A 16,364-nucleotide genomic window follows, 5' to 3' on the forward strand; every position below is an offset into this window, starting at 1 on the left:
GAAAAAGAAGATGAAAAAGATTACCAATATATTACTCATGCTACTTGTATTATCTGTAACATTACACGCTTGTAATGACGATTTTGTAAGTACAAAGCCACTTAGTGAAGTGCCACAGGAGGTGGTGTGGTCAGACGCGGGCTTATCAGAAGCTTTTGTGACTGAAATTTATAATGGATTTGGAGTAGGTGGATTTTATGAACAGCAAATGGCTTCGATGACAGATGAAGCACTATTCACCCATCCAAACCGGGGAATAAATACAGTTACTGAATCGCGCTCGAATCCTGCCGATCAGGGCTATATTATGGAAACTTATGAATATGGGCGCATGTATACACGCATCCGGGCGACTAATATTGCGATTTCTAATTTAACAGAAGCCAAATTTGATAAAACAAAGGCAGATAAACTTTTAGGGGAGGCCTATTTCTTACGTGCTTATTATTATCAGCAGTTGTTACGTTACTATGGCGGAATACCGATCGATAATAAGATCTATACGCTGAACGATAAAGACTACATGGTTCCTAGAAATACCTATGGAGAATGTGTCGATGCCATAGTTAAAGATCTTGACAACGCGGCTCAGCTTTTGAAAGGGGCATCTCAAGTAAAAGGACGGGCGAGCGAAGCTGCTGTACTGGCATTAAAATCAAGAGTTTTGTTGTATGCCGCTAGTGACCTTCACGATGCAAATAAAGCAAAATCAAAATCTACATTATTAGCAGGATATAAAAACCCAGAATACCTAATGTATACCACAGGTAATCAAGCAGATCGTTGGACAAAAGCAAAGGCCGCTGCCAAGGCTGTCATTGATCATAGCGAATTTGCCTATAAACTTGATTTAAATCAGCCTGCTTCGGCTGCTGATGGAGCGATTAATTACATGGCTCTTTCCTTAGGAGGGGGGAGTAAAGCAGTTGACTTTACGGCAGCGAAAGACATTATTTTGGGGCGATTTTTTATCGATGAAAAAGATGAACGCGGTGGTTGGGTAGGTCGCGACAATGGACCGAATGGCTACCACAATTGGGCTGGAAATACGCCAATACAGTTGTTGGTAGATGATTACGAGACGATTGCGGGTGAAAAGTTCGATTGGTCAAATCCAACTATGTCAGCTAATCCTTATCAAAATCGTGATCCGCGTTTGAAGGCAACTCTATTGTATGATGGTGCAGACTGGAAACCTCGAACAGCTGATGTTGCCGCCCGGGATAAGGTAAACCAGATTCAGACGGGGCAATATGAGGTTGTTAATGCACAAGGTCAAAAAACCACACATTTTGGTCTCGACACAAGAAAGAGCCCTATTGAAGATTGGAATGGCTCCCGAACGGGCTATTATATCCGTAAATTTACTGATCCAGATCCTACAATGGAAGACCAAAATACAAGACAACGTATTCCATGGCCGATGTTTCGTTATACGGAAGCGGTATTAAACTACGTCGAGGCATGTCTGGAGTTAGGTGAGGAAGGCGAGGCTAAAATATGGATGAATAAAATTCGGTTTAGAGCTGGAATGCCTCCAATACCTAGTAGTGAAAGTGGAGCGGCGTTAAAAACACGCTATCGAAACGAACGTCGTGTAGAGTTAGCTTATGAGGAGCATCGCTTCTTTGACGCAAGACGTTGGATGATAGCTGCAGAAACAATCGGCCGGAAGGCAAATATCATCAATATAACTGGAACGCTTAAGGCAGGCAAAAGTGTGACACAATATAAATATGATCCAAGCAGTTACACCTATAAATATGTTGTATCGGATATTGATCCAGGAATCGAAAACCGAAATTGGGATGACAAGATGTATTTTACATCTTTACATCGGGACGAGATTAATAGAAATACGAAGTTAATTCAAAATCCCGGATATTAATTCAGAAAGGTCTTCATTATAAATGGAGGCCTTTTTAACGTTATTTTTTAGGATGATTGCAAAGCAGTAGAATTTGTTTTACAATTAGTTCAGACATTGAATTTTTTTTTGGACTGGTGAATTGCGCCACTTTTTTTCTTAATTTGCATCAATGTCAAATCAAGCGAGTAATTATCAGTTATTTTCTACTGATATTTTGGTACTTTGGAGAAGCCAAAATGTTTCTTATATCAAAGTGGAGGAACTGTCTGTTGTTAATGGAGTCACCTTTTTTGAACTTATACCAGATTCGGAACTGTTGGATGAGGGAGGGATTGACACGCTTTATCCTATAGATTCTGAAGATGTTGAAGATATGATTGTTTTCAACAGACATATTAAATTTGTCGTTCATGATATTTACCTGGATGAAGATTAACATTAATTTAGTAGCCTTATTATAAGGGACTCAGCTCTTCATATTTAATCTTTCTTCCTGAAGATCCAATAAACGAAGGTGCTTCTTAATAATTTCTTCGTCTAGTAGAAGCTCTTCACGATTTTTATTGATCAGCCACATACGTTGAGTTTCAAGAATGTCAATATATATTTTGCGATATTCTGCGTAATTGATGATAATTTCAGAGCTCCGCAATTGATTCTCATACTTATCTAACTGATCCTTTAAGGTCGGAAAATTTTCAATTTTGTCGGCGTAGTCATTTCGAATTTTATCGACAGCAACTTGAGCTAGCCTATTCTGAATTTCATAATCGATTTCCTTCTCGCTTCGGACAAAATCTCTATCTACTAATTTGATTGTTCTTAATATAAAAGGGAGTGTTAATCCTTGAACGACTAAGGTTAAGAGAATAACGACAAATGTGATAAAAAGAATAAGGTTTCTCTGTGGAAAAGGGGTACCATCGGTCATTGTTAAGGGAATGGAAAGAGCTGCTGCCAGAGAAACTACGCCACGCATTCCGGTCCAGCCAATAATCATTGGGGTGTGCCAACCTGGTGATTGGGTATCGGCGACTGTTATGAAATGTTTCATTACTAGAGTGGTGATTACCGCAGCATATCCAGCGAAAATTCTGACCATAATAAGGACTATTGTTACGGCTACACCGTAGCCAATCGCGGTAGAAATATCGGTATCTCCCAATCCCGAAACAATTTCAGGTAAATCTAATCCGATAAGCATAAAGACAATACCATTCAATAAAAAGCAGAAGCTTTCCCATACCGTTACGGTGCGAATTCGGGATGCGCTACTCAAAAAGTCGTGGCTGCGATAGGATAAAAATAATCCGCCACTTACCACTGCCAAAACGCCGGAAGCGTGAAGTTGTTCTGCGATCAAATACATGGAGAAAGGCGCTATGAAAGTTAGCAATAGATCTGTATTTGAATCGGTGGGCAAAAGTTTGTGCATTTTAAGGAAAATATATGCGATTGCAAGCCCTATTGCTGCACCGCCAACGCACATCCAGATAAAGCTTCCGGCAGCTTGGTACCATACAAATTGTCCTGTCGCTACGGCGATCATTGCAAATCTGAAGATTATTAATGAGGAAGCATCGTTTAATAAACTTTCACCTTCCAGAATGGAAGCCAATCTTTTAGGTACTTTTACAAACTTTAAAATTGCACCAGCGCTAACTGCGTCGGGCGGTGATACTATTCCTCCCAATAAAAATCCAAGTGCTAAGGAGAATCCCGGGATAAAATAGTTAGCAAATACGGCAACCGATAAGGCTGTAAAAAAGACTACAACGAAGGCAAAGCTAAATATAATCCTACGCCATCGCCATAGTTCTTTCCATGAAGTTGACCAAGCAGCCTCGTACAAAAGTGGAGGTAAAAAAATAATAAATATTAATTCAGGCTCTATTTTTATAGCAGGAACTCCTGGTATAAAACTAATTACAAGTCCGGCTAATACAAGTAAAACGGGGTAGGCAACCTGAATTTTTCTCGCCAGTAAGATCAGCATCGTGATCAATAGGAGTACAAATAGATAGAATTCAAAATTTTCTAACATATATAAAGTTTAGGTATATAAATATAAATCAAATTTCCAAAATTCTTTAATAAAAGAGGGCTGATCTGCTTATTGAAAATTGGAAGAAATATTTCTTGAAGACTGTCGCATCTTTTCCTATTTTTGTTAGAAACAGAAAAAAGATGGAGAACGAAGTGATCGGTTTGAAACGAGTCGCAACACTATGTATCTTGAGAAATAAAGATAAATTCCTATTATTAAGACGCTTAAAAGAACCTAACAAGGATATGTACGTTCCTGTTGGTGGAAAAATAGACCCCTTTGAAAATCCGGATGCAGCTGTTGAGCGAGAGGTTTTCGAAGAAACAGGTATCCATATAACTTCAAAACAGTTTTGTGGTATTTTGACAGAAACTTCTCCAGTTAATTACAACTGGATCAGTTATGTATATGTATCAGACATCGAATTTGTCGATGTACCGTATTGTGATGAAGGAGATTTAGAATGGATTTCAGCGGCGGATTTATCCGCTATTCCGACGCCAATAACCGATCTCTATATCTATGATTATGTGGGAAAGAAAAAGCATTTCGCCCTTAATGCTACCTATGACTCAGCTTTGAACTTGACGGGACTATGGGAGCAGTATAGTAATACTAAGCTTATTTAGAATGCTTTAATTGAGTAAGAAAAATGACTGTTAATAAAGACGCGATTAAAATCATTGCCTTTGATGCTGATGATACATTATGGGTAAATGAACCCTATTTTCAAAAAGCAGAACATGATTTCTGCGCACTGCTGGAGAACTATCTTCCGCAGCATGCAATTTCACAGGAACTATTTAAGACGGAAATGAACAACCTGTCGCTTTACGGATATGGCGTAAAAGGTTTTATTCTTTGTATGATAGAAACTGCCAGCCGTATTTCTGCTGGCCAACTGCCTTTGAGCACAGTAAACAAAATTATAGAAATTGGACAGTGTTTATTAAAAATGCCGATTGAATTATTGGATGGCATAGAGGATACTTTGGTACAACTTAGTGCACATTACAAATTGATTGTAGCGACGAAGGGCGATTTGTTGGATCAGGAGAGAAAGTTGAAGAATTCGCCTCTTCAAAAATATTTTCATCATGTTGAGATTATGAGTAACAAAAAAAGTGAGGATTATACGAAATTGTTAAGCAAAATTGACTGTCCGGTTGAGAATTTCATGATGATAGGAAATTCAATAAATTCCGATATTTTACCCGTTTTGGAAATTGGTGCACAGGCAATACATATTCCGTATCACGTAACGTGGTCCCATGAACAAGCAAGCAATGAAATAAAGCGGCGTAGTTTTCTACAGATAGACAGTTTAGATCAACTGCTACCAATCTTGCTTTAGTTAAAGATATAGATATCGCTAATCTCTGTTGTGAAATCACATTATTTTTAAATTGAAAGACACAATCAATATCGCCGCCATTCAATAGTTAAATTTCCTTTTCTAGATTGGTCGTTTTAATGTTTTCAAATAACCATCAAGATACTTCATTGTTATTTGAAAACATTATTAACCGGTCACATAGAAAAAATTAGAGACGTAATCATTTTCAATTTTTTCTTATTTTTTTTGAATCGGAATCCGTTAACAATAGATCCTCTAAAATTAAGAGATATCGTCGGTGTAGAAACGATCAAAGTAGGCAAGTCGGTTTTGAAGCGAGATTTAGAGGCCCTTTTAATTCTCATTAACGTAATCCTCCTATTTATGCCTTTTCCCTTTTTGGTGGTAGGGCACCTGTTGAACGAGGTTGTGTACAATCTCATTCCCTTTGGAAGATATGGGTGAATTAGCATACTGCAATGAAACAATATCTGTAGCGTCTACGTCTGGTAGGTTTTTAATCTGATTGTACCATTTAGGTGGAGAGGATAGATTGCTCTTTTCGTATTGATGTTCTTTCTCCGTATTGATATTTACAAATCGTTTTTTCCAGCGGCTGTAAATAAATGCAGCAACACCTGCTGCTGCAGTGATCATTAATCCAATTCGTGTATACATTGCTCTAATCTTTTATTAGTTGAACAGTTCCTCAATTCAAATTGTTCAAAAAACTTTAAATTGATGTTACCAGAGATGACACATCAAGATTGACATTATCCCGTCTTAAACCATAGAAATGAGTCAATGTAGGAGTTACACGGCTGAAATCGTACAGCAGATTTGCTGTATTTACTCAATTTTTGTATCATTGGGGAGATGATAACCAATGCAGCAGATTAAGTCTTTTTTATTCGCTTATCTCCAACTCTTTCTTTTCCTTTTCTTAGGGCAATCTTCAGTTTGGAGCCAGGTCAATACCTATGCGTTTAAAACCTTAACCTCTGATCAGGGCCTGGTCCATAATCATGTCAATTGTGCACTCAGGGATAAGTACAATTACCTCTGGTTTGGTACCGAATCTGGTCTGAGCCGATTTGATGGGACGCAATTCACAAATTTTCGCTATTCCGCCAATAAACGTACCGGCCTGAGTGGAAATGCAATTTCCGCAATCTTTGAGGGACCAGAAGGCAATGTATGGATTCGTACCAGCAACCGGATGAATGTGTATGATCAGCGCTCAGGTATTATCATCCAGCAGCTTGATTCCATACTGACCCGCTTAAAGTTGCCCGTCAAAGACGTACATACGATAAGACAGCTGGAAGGGCAGATCTTTGCACTATTGTATAGCGATCGTTCGCTGATCTTGTACGATAGTCTAAAGAAAACCTATCGTACTGTACCGTCGTTGACCAAAAACAACCGAATCGCTGATGTGATAGCTGGTCAAGGGCACACGATCTGGGTGATCTACGAAAATGGTCTGTTGGGCCACATCGATACCAAATCATTGCGAAGTACCAAAACCAGCCTATTGCCGATCAGCAATAAGCTGGTAAATTATAATCTATTTGCCGACCGGGAAGGTGCGATATGGGTTTTCTCAAAAGACATTCCAATTGGTGTATACTGGCTTGACCCGAAAGATGGCTCAATTCAACACCTCCAAAAAGAACTGTCCAATCCTTTTGTAGGCAATATCGTGCAAGATGATCAAGGGCACCTCTGGCTAGGAACTGACCATGGTGGGATCAATGTTTATGATAAAAAAACAAAAAGTGTGCAAATCATCGGTAACGATAAATATGATTTACGAAGCCTACCTTACAATAGCATAACGGCTTTATATCGGGATAAGTCAGGTATTATCTGGACGGGAACATACAAAGGCGGCATCAGTTATTATCATCCCAACTTGTTATTATTCTCCTTAGTCAAGAACTATCCTGGACTTCCCAAATCACTTCCCTTTGACGATGTCAATAAGTTTGTACAGGATCGAAAGGGTAATCTCTGGATTGGGACAAATGGTGGGGGATTGCTCTATTATGATCTCAGTCAGAAAACCTTTACGCAATACCTGCATGATCCTCAGGATCCCAACAGTTTGAGCAGCAACGTGATTGTTTCCTTATTGCTGGATGCGGAAGACAGGCTGTGGATAGGAACTTATCGAGGTGGTATGTGTCGATTTGACGGGAAAAGTTTTAAGGTTTTCCACCGTGACTCGGCTCCTGGAAAGTTGAATGACGATAGTGTATGGGAGATCTACGAGGATAGTCAACATCGATTTTGGATAGGAACCCTAAGTGCTGGCTTGTACCTGTTTGATAAACAGACAGAACAGTTTTCGAGAGCGTATACTCGGCAGGGACAAACCATTAACAGCAATTATATCTCTGTCTTGTTTGAAGATTCAAAAAAACGGCTCTGGATCGGCACAGCGACAGGTTTGGCATTGTTGGCTCCCGACGACAAGATTAGCTATATGAATACATCCAGTTCGCCCATGAAACTTATGAATGATCTGATTTATGATATTAAAGAGGACAAAACTGGTCGTATTTGGGTAGCAACACAAGAGGGCTTGCATGTAATCGACGGTACAAAAGTAAGCTATCTCACACAACAGGATGGACTCAGCGACGATGCGATCCTAGCGCTCTTGGTCGATAATCAAGGGGGAATCTGGGCTTCAACAAACAAAGGACTGTCGGCGATTGTCGGCAAAGGGCAGGCCGAGAAGTTCATCATCCGCAATTTTACACGGGAATCAGGCCTTCAGGGGAATGTATTCAATGAAAACGCCGCTTTAAAAATGCGGGACGGAAGACTTGTCTTTGGTGGCCCAAAGGGATTCAATTTTATCGACCCTAAGAAAATTAGCAGCGAAAGTGAACTGGTCTTACCGCTTTTGTCCAATCTTTATTTATTTAACAAGCGGATAGCCGTAGGTGAGGAATTTTCGGGCCGGGTCATTTACGATCAAGCCCTGAATAATCTTAAAGAACTGAGTCTTCCTTACAACCTCAATGCCATTTCGCTGGAGTTCTCTACCTTTGACTACCTGCAACAGCATAATGGACTCTACCAATATCAGCTTGCTGGTCTAAGTGATGAATGGTTTGATTTTGAACCGGCAACCTTGCGCGCCAATTTCACCAATCTAGACACCCGAAGCTACAATTTGTATATTCGGCACGCCATCGATTCGAATAGCTGGTCTGAGGGCGTGCTGCTCCTAACAATCGATATACAGCCACCTTTTTGGCGTTCGGCTTGGGCCTTTCTTTTCTATGCCAGCCTGGTACTGATCGTCCTATGGGCTTATTTTTATTTGACAAAACTACGTGTCAAGACGCGCAATCAACTCTACCTCGCCCAGGAACAGGCTGCACAGGCAAAGGAACTGGATGCGTTGAAAACACGTTTCTTTACCAATATAAGTCATGAATTCAGAACTCCGATCAGTTTGATTCTAACTCCGGCGCAGCAACTGCTGGATGAAGAGCAGCATCCAGAAAAAAAAGCCGACCTAAACTTAATCAAGAAGAATGCAGACCGTCTACTTAAATTGGTCAATCAGCTGCTGGACTTTAGAAAATTGGAGAAAAGTGAGCTTGAGCTGAACGAAGCGTATGGGGACCTCATGGGATTTATCCGCGAAATGCTTGATGCCTTTGCGGGGATAGCGCAAAGCAATCAGATCTCGCTGCAGGTCAATATCGCTCCAGACACCTATCTGTCCTGGTTTGACAAAAACAAATTGGAAAGCATTATTTTCAATCTGATGTCAAATGCGATCAAGTTTAGCCCGGTATCCGGCATTGTGGCATTCAATGCCGAAGTCACTGAACACGAAACAGGAAAGATGCTGCGTATTGAAGTTCAAAATCAGGGTACAGCGATTCCCGAAAACCTACAAGCCCGCGTATTTGAACGTTACATGCAACTGGATGTGCCCAATGGAAAACTGAATCAGGGTACGGGAATCGGGCTTTCTATTGTTAAAGACTATGTCGAATTCTTGGGCGGAACTATCGCGCTGAGCAGCAATGTGCACTGGACGATTTTTAAAGTTCAGCTACCCATACATAAGGCCGAAGCGAGTGTCGATCCTGTCGAAAGCAATAAGCAGGATAAACCCGCTATTTTATTGGTCGAAGATGATATCGACTTCCTCCATTACCTGGAGCGGAGCCTGAGTTCAGCCTACCTAATCCACGCTGTGCAAAGCATCAATGATGCAAAATTGATCCTAAGCAAGCAACAGGTCAATCTGATCATCACCGATCTCAGCCTCCCTGGAGAAAGCGGACTGGAATTTTGCCGGTTTATAAAGGCCCAGGCCAAGCTGGTCCATATCCCTGTGCTGATTGTAACGGCCGTAGTCAATCAGAAAATTGAACTGGAAGCCTTGGAGTCGGGTGCTACAGATTATATCAACAAGCCTTTTAATATTAACCTGCTACGTTCAAAATTAGCGCAGATACTCCATCAACAACAGACAATGGTAAAACGGTATAAAAAACAGATTAATGTTAATCTGGCGCAGCCCGATATCGTATCTGCTGATGAACAGTTTATCCGTATGCTGGTAAAGGAAATTGAACAGGATCTCAGCGACTCTTCGCTTTCTGTCGAACTGCTAGCCAAAAGAATGAACCTCACGCGCGTAGGGCTTTATAAAAAGGTGCTAGCCATCACAGGCTATTCACCGATGGAATACATCCGACATATTCGGCTCAAACGTGCCATGCATCTGGTTCAGAACTCGAAATTATCGATGGCTGAAATTGCTTATGAAGTAGGATTCGGAAATCCGAAACAATTCAGCAAATATTTTAAATCTGCATTTGGCAACTTGCCGTCTTTCTATCGAAAAAGCTTGTAAATAAAAGGTTTATAGGTAATATCGCCTGCGAGTATTCCCATACAAGTTAACAAAATAACCCCTAAAAGTTAACAAAACATACCCCTTATACAACCGGTTGCATTCTATATTTGATCTGTTCTTTCAATAGGAAAGGACGCGTAATAACCAAGGGAATATAATAACCAATAAATCTTATTTAAATGCGCAACTTAACGTACGCTTTAAGTGGTTTGATGCTCTTCGCAATCGTGCAGCAGGGATTTAGCCAAACCAATAAAGCTCATTATGAAAAAATGCCTTCCGGTATTAAGGTCAGCTTCAAAAATTCGGAGACCTCCATTGATCAGGATATTTATTTGGATGTCGTGACCGACAAGATTGTGCGTGTCACAGCTGTTCCGGCTGGTGCAGCCTTACCAGGACAAACAAGCTTAGTGATCGTCGATTCACTGCGCCGGCAAGTAAAATCGCTTGCGGTAAGCTCGACCGACTCGACGGTAAATGTACAAACGGCCAATATGCAGACAGTGGTTTCCTTGATAAATGGTAAAGTGGAATTTTTTGATCTTAAGGGGCAATCCATCTTTAAAGAAGCAAAGCGGAATTCAAGTTCTTTCTTAGCCAATAGTTATCAAGGTGATGCATTTTATCACATTAACCAAGACTTTATTGTCAATGCGGAAGAAGGGATCTATGGACTCGGCCAACATCAGAATGCGGTGATGAACTATAACCGCGGAAAACAGGTTTCGCTGCTGCAATATAATACCGAAATCGGAATCCCCTTTTTACTGTCCACCAATAACTATGGTATTTTATGGCACAATTACTCCATTACAAAAGCGGGCGACGTGCGGCCGTTATTGCCCCTAAATGCTTTTAAGCTGCAGTCAAAAGAAGGTGAACCGGGGTGGCTCACAGCAACCTATGTAAATCGGAACAAGGGCGAAGAGGTTTATCTATCCCGACCGGAATCAATCATTGACTATGGCTACCTAACAGATCAGCATAAGTTTCCAAAGGGCGTAAATCTGGCCGAAAGTAAGGTCATCTATGCCGGAAGCTTCTCTTCGCCCTACACAGGCAAACATGTGCTGCATTTTAAATATTCGGGTTATATGAAAGTCTGGATTGACGGGGAGCAGGTCGCCGACCGCTGGCGGCAATCCTGGAATGCAGGTACCTTTGAGATTGAAAGGGACCTGCAGAAAGATAAGATCCACCAGATCCGAATGGAATGGATACCTGATGGGGGCGAATCTTATTTTACCTTAAACTGGCAGAGCCCCATTCCAGAAGCGCGTAAAAACGTATTTTCCTTTAATTCAGAAGCTGGAGATGCCATTGATTATTACTTTGTACAGGGCGCATCAATGGATGAGGTCATTGCAGGTTATCGCCACTTGTCCGGCAAGGCACCGATTATGCCGCTTTGGAGCTTCGGATTTTGGCAGAGCAGGGAACGCTACAAGACGCAAGCGGAAATTGAAGCGGTCGCAGCTGAATTCCGTAAGCGCGAGATTCCGATCGACAATATTGTGCAGGATTGGTCTTACTGGACTGAAAATGACTGGGGGAGCCAGAAATTTGATGTAAAGCGTTTTCCAGATCCTCAGGCGATGGTGAAGAAGCTGCATGATCAGCACTTTAAGATCATGATTTCGGCCTGGCCCAAAATCAATGAAGAGTCATCGGTATACCAAGAATTTAAAGCAAACAAATGGATCTATCCGCGAAATATTTATGACGGCCGTAAAGATTGGATCGGAAAGGGCTATACCTCGACATTTTATGATCCTTTCAACAAAGCGGCACGCGACGGGTTCTGGAAATTGTTGGACAACAATCTTTTCAAAATTGGGATCGATGCCTGGTGGATGGATGCGAGTGAGCCAGATATTCACTCCAATATTGATCTGGACGAGCGTAAATCGGTCTTTCAGCCAGCTATAGGATCATCTGTTCGCTACTATAATGTGTTCCCTTTGCAAAATGCCAAGGGTATCTACGAGGGCCAGCGTGAAACAGATCCTAACAAACGGGTGTTTATTCTGACGCGATCCTTTTTTGCAGGGCAGCAGCGCTATGCGGCGGCTGCCTGGAGCGGCGATATTGCTTCGAGATGGCATGACATGAAAGATCAAATTGCCGGGGGCATCAATTTCTCGATGTCCGGTACACCTTATTGGACAATGGATGCAGGTGGCTTTTTGGTTGAAAACAGGTTTCACAAACCTGATGCGGCGGACTTGGAGGAGTGGCGCGAGCTGAATAGCCGCTGGTACCAATACGGGGCATTCTTGCCTTTATTCAGGGCGCATGGACAATATCCCTACCGCGAGCCGTATAATATCGCTCCTGTGGATCATCCGGCCTATAAAAGCATGATCTATGCGATCAATCTACGGTATAAATTACTGGCCTATAATTATAGTCTTGCCGCAAAGACTTTTTTTGATGACTATTCGATGATACGTGGACTTGCCATGGATTTCCCTCAGGACAAAGATGGATTCGACCGCAATGACCAATACCTTTGGGGACCATCTTTGCTCATCAGTCCTGTCACTGAAAAAGGTGCGAGCTCACGCAAGATACACTTTCCAAAAGGAACCAGCTGGTATGATCTATACAGTGGCAAGATGGTAGCAGGCGGGCAGGATCTGCTTATTGCAACACCATACGAACGTATTCCTGTTTATGTCAGAGCCGGAGCAATATTGCCCATTGGACCGGTCATGCAATATACTGCCGAGAAAAAGCCGGATGTACTGGATGTCTATGTCTATGCGGGAGCAAACGGTCATTTTTCACTCTATGAAGACGAAGGAAGCAACTATAATTATGAAAAAGGGAAATATAGTCGCATTGATTTCAGTTATGACAATTCGACAAAGACGCTGTCAGTGGCCAACCGTCAGGGTGATTTCGATGGCATGCTGACCAAAAGAAAGTTCAATTTCATTTTTGTCAGCGACAGCAACGCCGTTGGACTGGATGTTTCACCAGCAAAACCCACAGTGGTAACCTATGCCGGTAAAGCCTTGCAGGTCAAATTAAAATAATAAAAACCAATTTATAAATCAAGAGATATGATAAGCAAACAATTGTTGAGCAGGGGCATGGCCGTCGTTGTCATGACCAGCGTAACCTCTTTGGTCTGGGCACAATCCTTTACCGGATCGGTTGTTTCGGCTGATTCAGGACTGCCGATCGGGGGAGCGAGTATCAAAGTAAAGAATCAGAAGATTTCAACAAGCAGTGATGAATCGGGCAAGTTTGCACTGAAGGCCAGCACAGGGACAGTATTGATCGTTACCTACGTGGGGTACAAAACCGAAGAAATTACAGTGACTGGCCCCAATATGGTGATCCGCCTGCAGCCGCAAGCTTCCGATCTTGAAGAAGTGGTGGTTATCGGCTACGGTGTACAAAAGAAAAAACTGAATACAGGAGCCAACTTGAAGGTAGAGGGTGAAGAACTGCAGAAACGTAATCAATTAAACCCGCTGCAGTCGCTTCAGGGGCAAGCACCGGGTGTATCCATTACATCAACTTCCGGTCAGCCGGGAGCAGATATGAAGGTGGTCGTACGGGGGCTGGGAACAATTGGCAATTCAGGCCCCTTGTACGTCATCGATGGCGTTCCGGGAGGGGATATTTCGGTCTTAAATGCGGCCGATATCCAATCTATCGACGTATTGAAAGACGCGGCTTCGGCCGCCATCTATGGTTCGCAGGCTGCCAATGGGGTTATTCTGGTCACCACTAAAATGGGCGCTGCGGGAAAAAATGTGCTGTCGTTTGATGGCTATACAGGCATTCAGAACGTTTCGCGTAAAGCAAAATTGCTGGATGCAGATCAGTACAAGCTGATCATGAATGAGCAATCGCTGAATTCGGGGGCTGGGGTTATTGATTTTAACAGCATGGACGGTCTGGCCAATACCAATTGGATGGATTACATGTTTAAGGATAATGCAAAAATGGACAATTACAATGTTGCCCTGACTGGCGGCAATGAAAAATCCACCTACGCCTTATCGATGAACTATATTGGTCAGGAGGGGATTGTCGGTGGTAAAGATGTTTCCAACTATCAGCGTTATGGTTTCCGTACGAACTCGGAACATAAACTCTTCGATAACTTTGTGAAAATAGGTCAGCACCTTAACTTTAACTACATCAAAAATCGGGGCATCGGTGTAGGCAACCAGTACAATAATACCTTACGCGGTGCTTTTGCGACTTCGCCCTTGTCACCGGTGTACTCGGACAATGGCTTGTACGGAAGTCCTTTCAATGATACCTCCAATTCACCTTGGTACAATGGGGACAGCAATCCATATGGGGTGATGATGACCAATTCGAATAACGCCAATGATGGCCAAAAATTACTGGCGGATGTATTTGCGGAGATCGAGCCGATCAAAGGCTTGAAGGTCCGGTCATTGCTGGGATTCAACTATTATGCTTCAGAATACAGAAGTTTTACGCCCTTATTCCGCTTCTCCATCTACACCTACAACCAAGATCATACAACAACCTCACAGAACATGAGCAAAGGTCATACGCTGACTTGGACAAATACGGCTTCCTATGACTTTGATATCCATACGGATCATCGTTTTTCAGCTATGGTTGGTATGGAATCGCTACGTTACCAGGGAACTTACCTTTCGGGGTCCAACTGGAATCTGCTTTCGCAGTTCAATGATTTTGCACATGCTTACCTGGACAATACCACAGGCCAGGCACACCTAGACGAAAAAGGTAATGTTGTCGAAACGCGTACCGTGTCTGGAAAACCAGAGAACATCACGCGTAGGGTCTCGTACTTTGGACGGCTGGGCTACAACTATAAGGAAAAGTACCTGTTGAATGCTACATTGCGTGCAGATGGATCCTCTAAATTTTCGCGCAGCAATCGCTGGGGATATTTTCCTTCGGTATCGGCAGGCTGGGTAATTTCTTCGGAAGAGTTTTTTAAAGAACATTTAGCGGCTGTAAACTTCTTTAAACTTCGTGCTTCATGGGGGCAAGTGGGTAATCAGGATATCGCTGATTTTCAATATGCGGCACCCATCAGTACCTCAACAGGCATTACATCGTCCAACCCCGGAGCACATTATGTCTTTGGAACGAGTAACAATAATATCGCCGGGGCTTATCCGAGCCGTTTATCCAATCCGAATCTGACCTGGGAAACTTCCGAACAGACTAATATTGGATTTGATGCCAAATTTGCGAACAGCCGCCTGGATGTTGTGGCCGATTTTTATGTCAAAAAGACGAAGAACTGGCTGGTTACAGCGCCCGTTTTGGCGACAACCGGTACGTTGCCTCCTTTTATCAATGGCGGTGATGTGAAGAATACGGGGGTAGAATTGGGACTAAATTGGGCGGACAGGATCAATGAAGTCAAATACCGTCTTGGGGTAAATGGTGCCTACAACAAAAATAAGGTCGGACAGATTCCGACTGAAGATGGAATTATCCACGGACAGACAGCCATGTTATACGATAATTCGGAAGAATTTTATCGTGCCGCAAACGGCCTGCCCATTGGTTACTTCTGGGGGTATAAAACAGACGGTCTGTTCCAGAGCCAAGCCGAGATCGATGCCTGGAAAACAGCCGGGAAAGGTATTCTTCAAGCGGATGTAAAACCCGGCGATGTGAAATATGTAGATCAGAATAACGATGGTATTATCAATGCCTCGGATAAAACAAATCTGGGTGTAGGCATGCCTAGTTTCACCTATGGATTTAATATTGGACTAGATTATAAAGGATTTGATTTTTCGGTCAATGCCTACGGCTCCCTGGGCAACAAAATTGTACAGTCTTACCGCAATCATGCCAATAAACAGGCAAACTATACCACACGAATATTAGAGCGATGGACGGGAGAGGGTACTTCCAGTACAATTCCCCGTGTTACGGAAACTAATGTCAACTGGCAGTTTTCAGACCTTTATATTCAGGATGGAGACTTCCTTCGGATTAGCAATGTGACCTTAGGCTATGACTTATCGAAGCTGATCAAATGGAAGTATGCCAATCAGATCCGCTTCTACGTACAAGGTCAAAATCTGTTTACGTTCACCAAATATGATGGGATGGATCCTGAGATCGGTTATGGAACCGATGGTTGGGTATCGGGTATCGACCTCGGTTACTATCCAAGACCAAGGACTGTATTATTTGGCCTAAATGTTAAATTCTAAAC

9 protein-coding genes are annotated in these 16,364 nt (G+C 42.3%); 7 read left to right on the top strand and 2 right to left on the bottom strand.

Going from position 1 to position 16,364, the window contains the following annotated elements; translation table 11 throughout:
* Positions 1 to 10 precede the first annotated feature (10 nt).
* Both QE382_RS13335 and QE382_RS13340 read left to right on the top strand, forming a co-directional pair.
* Positions 11 to 1,888 carry a RagB/SusD family nutrient uptake outer membrane protein gene (locus tag QE382_RS13335; RefSeq protein WP_307186324.1) on the top strand — a complete coding sequence of 626 codons (1,878 nt, stop codon included), beginning with the start codon at positions 11 to 13 and terminating at the stop codon, positions 1,886 to 1,888.
* 151 nt (positions 1,889 to 2,039) lie between these two features.
* Positions 2,040 to 2,306, top strand: a complete 267-nt coding sequence (locus QE382_RS13340) for a hypothetical protein (RefSeq protein WP_293957524.1) — start codon at positions 2,040 to 2,042, stop codon at positions 2,304 to 2,306.
* A 30-nt stretch (positions 2,307 to 2,336) separates the two neighbouring features.
* Here the strand turns inward: QE382_RS13340 and QE382_RS13345 are convergent, their stop codons facing one another.
* Positions 2,337 to 3,914: a Na+/H+ antiporter gene (locus tag QE382_RS13345; RefSeq protein ID WP_307186325.1), complete on the bottom strand. Its 1,578-nt coding sequence runs from the start codon at positions 3,912 to 3,914 to the stop codon at positions 2,337 to 2,339.
* 143 nt (positions 3,915 to 4,057) lie between these two features.
* Here QE382_RS13345 and QE382_RS13350 point away from each other — a divergent pair, with 143 nt between their 5' ends.
* Both QE382_RS13350 and QE382_RS13355 read left to right on the top strand, forming a co-directional pair.
* On the top strand, positions 4,058 to 4,546 hold the full coding sequence (locus QE382_RS13350; RefSeq protein ID WP_307186326.1) for an NUDIX hydrolase: 489 nt from the start codon (positions 4,058 to 4,060) through the stop codon (positions 4,544 to 4,546).
* A 23-nt stretch (positions 4,547 to 4,569) separates the two neighbouring features.
* Positions 4,570 to 5,271: an HAD family hydrolase gene (locus tag QE382_RS13355; protein WP_307186327.1), complete on the top strand. Its 702-nt coding sequence runs from the start codon at positions 4,570 to 4,572 to the stop codon at positions 5,269 to 5,271.
* A gap of 360 nt (positions 5,272 to 5,631) precedes the next feature.
* On the opposite strand, the gene QE382_RS13360 is transcribed toward QE382_RS13355, so the two are convergent.
* Positions 5,632 to 5,931, bottom strand: a complete 300-nt coding sequence (locus QE382_RS13360) for a hypothetical protein (RefSeq protein WP_293957520.1) — start codon at positions 5,929 to 5,931, stop codon at positions 5,632 to 5,634.
* A 208-nt stretch (positions 5,932 to 6,139) separates the two neighbouring features.
* On the opposite strand from QE382_RS13360, the gene QE382_RS13365 reads away from it, so the two are divergent.
* From QE382_RS13365 to QE382_RS13375, 3 genes are all read left to right on the top strand, one after another.
* Positions 6,140 to 10,150: a hybrid sensor histidine kinase/response regulator transcription factor gene (locus QE382_RS13365; protein ID WP_307186328.1), complete on the top strand. Its 4,011-nt coding sequence runs from the start codon at positions 6,140 to 6,142 to the stop codon at positions 10,148 to 10,150.
* Positions 10,151 to 10,332: 182 nt separating this feature from the next.
* Positions 10,333 to 13,197, top strand: coding sequence for a glycoside hydrolase family 31 protein (locus QE382_RS13370; RefSeq protein ID WP_307186329.1), 2,865 nt, complete (start codon positions 10,333 to 10,335; stop codon positions 13,195 to 13,197).
* A gap of 27 nt (positions 13,198 to 13,224) precedes the next feature.
* Entirely contained in the window at positions 13,225 to 16,362 is a 3,138-nt protein-coding gene (locus QE382_RS13375) for a SusC/RagA family TonB-linked outer membrane protein (RefSeq protein ID WP_307186330.1), read from the top strand.
* Positions 16,363 to 16,364 lie beyond the last annotated feature (2 nt).

The sequence above is a fragment of the Sphingobacterium zeae genome, from assembly GCF_030818895.1.
Classification (GTDB): Bacteria; Bacteroidota; Bacteroidia; order Sphingobacteriales; family Sphingobacteriaceae; genus Sphingobacterium; species Sphingobacterium zeae.

What these genes read in the sequence shown, in the direction of transcription:
- QE382_RS13335 (WP_307186324.1), top strand. Translation starts at nt 11, where the DNA reads ATGAAAAAGATTACCAATATATTACTCATGCTACTTGTATTATCTGTA.
- QE382_RS13340 (WP_293957524.1), top strand. Translation starts at nt 2,040, where the DNA reads ATGTCAAATCAAGCGAGTAATTATCAGTTATTTTCTACTGATATTTTG.
- QE382_RS13345 (WP_307186325.1), bottom strand. Translation starts at nt 3,914, where the DNA reads ATGTTAGAAAATTTTGAATTCTATCTATTTGTACTCCTATTGATCACG.
- QE382_RS13350 (WP_307186326.1), top strand. Translation starts at nt 4,058, where the DNA reads ATGGAGAACGAAGTGATCGGTTTGAAACGAGTCGCAACACTATGTATC.
- QE382_RS13355 (WP_307186327.1), top strand. Translation starts at nt 4,570, where the DNA reads ATGACTGTTAATAAAGACGCGATTAAAATCATTGCCTTTGATGCTGAT.
- QE382_RS13360 (WP_293957520.1), bottom strand. Translation starts at nt 5,931, where the DNA reads ATGTATACACGAATTGGATTAATGATCACTGCAGCAGCAGGTGTTGCT.
- QE382_RS13365 (WP_307186328.1), top strand. Translation starts at nt 6,140, where the DNA reads ATGCAGCAGATTAAGTCTTTTTTATTCGCTTATCTCCAACTCTTTCTT.
- QE382_RS13370 (WP_307186329.1), top strand. Translation starts at nt 10,333, where the DNA reads ATGCGCAACTTAACGTACGCTTTAAGTGGTTTGATGCTCTTCGCAATC.
- QE382_RS13375 (WP_307186330.1), top strand. Translation starts at nt 13,225, where the DNA reads ATGATAAGCAAACAATTGTTGAGCAGGGGCATGGCCGTCGTTGTCATG.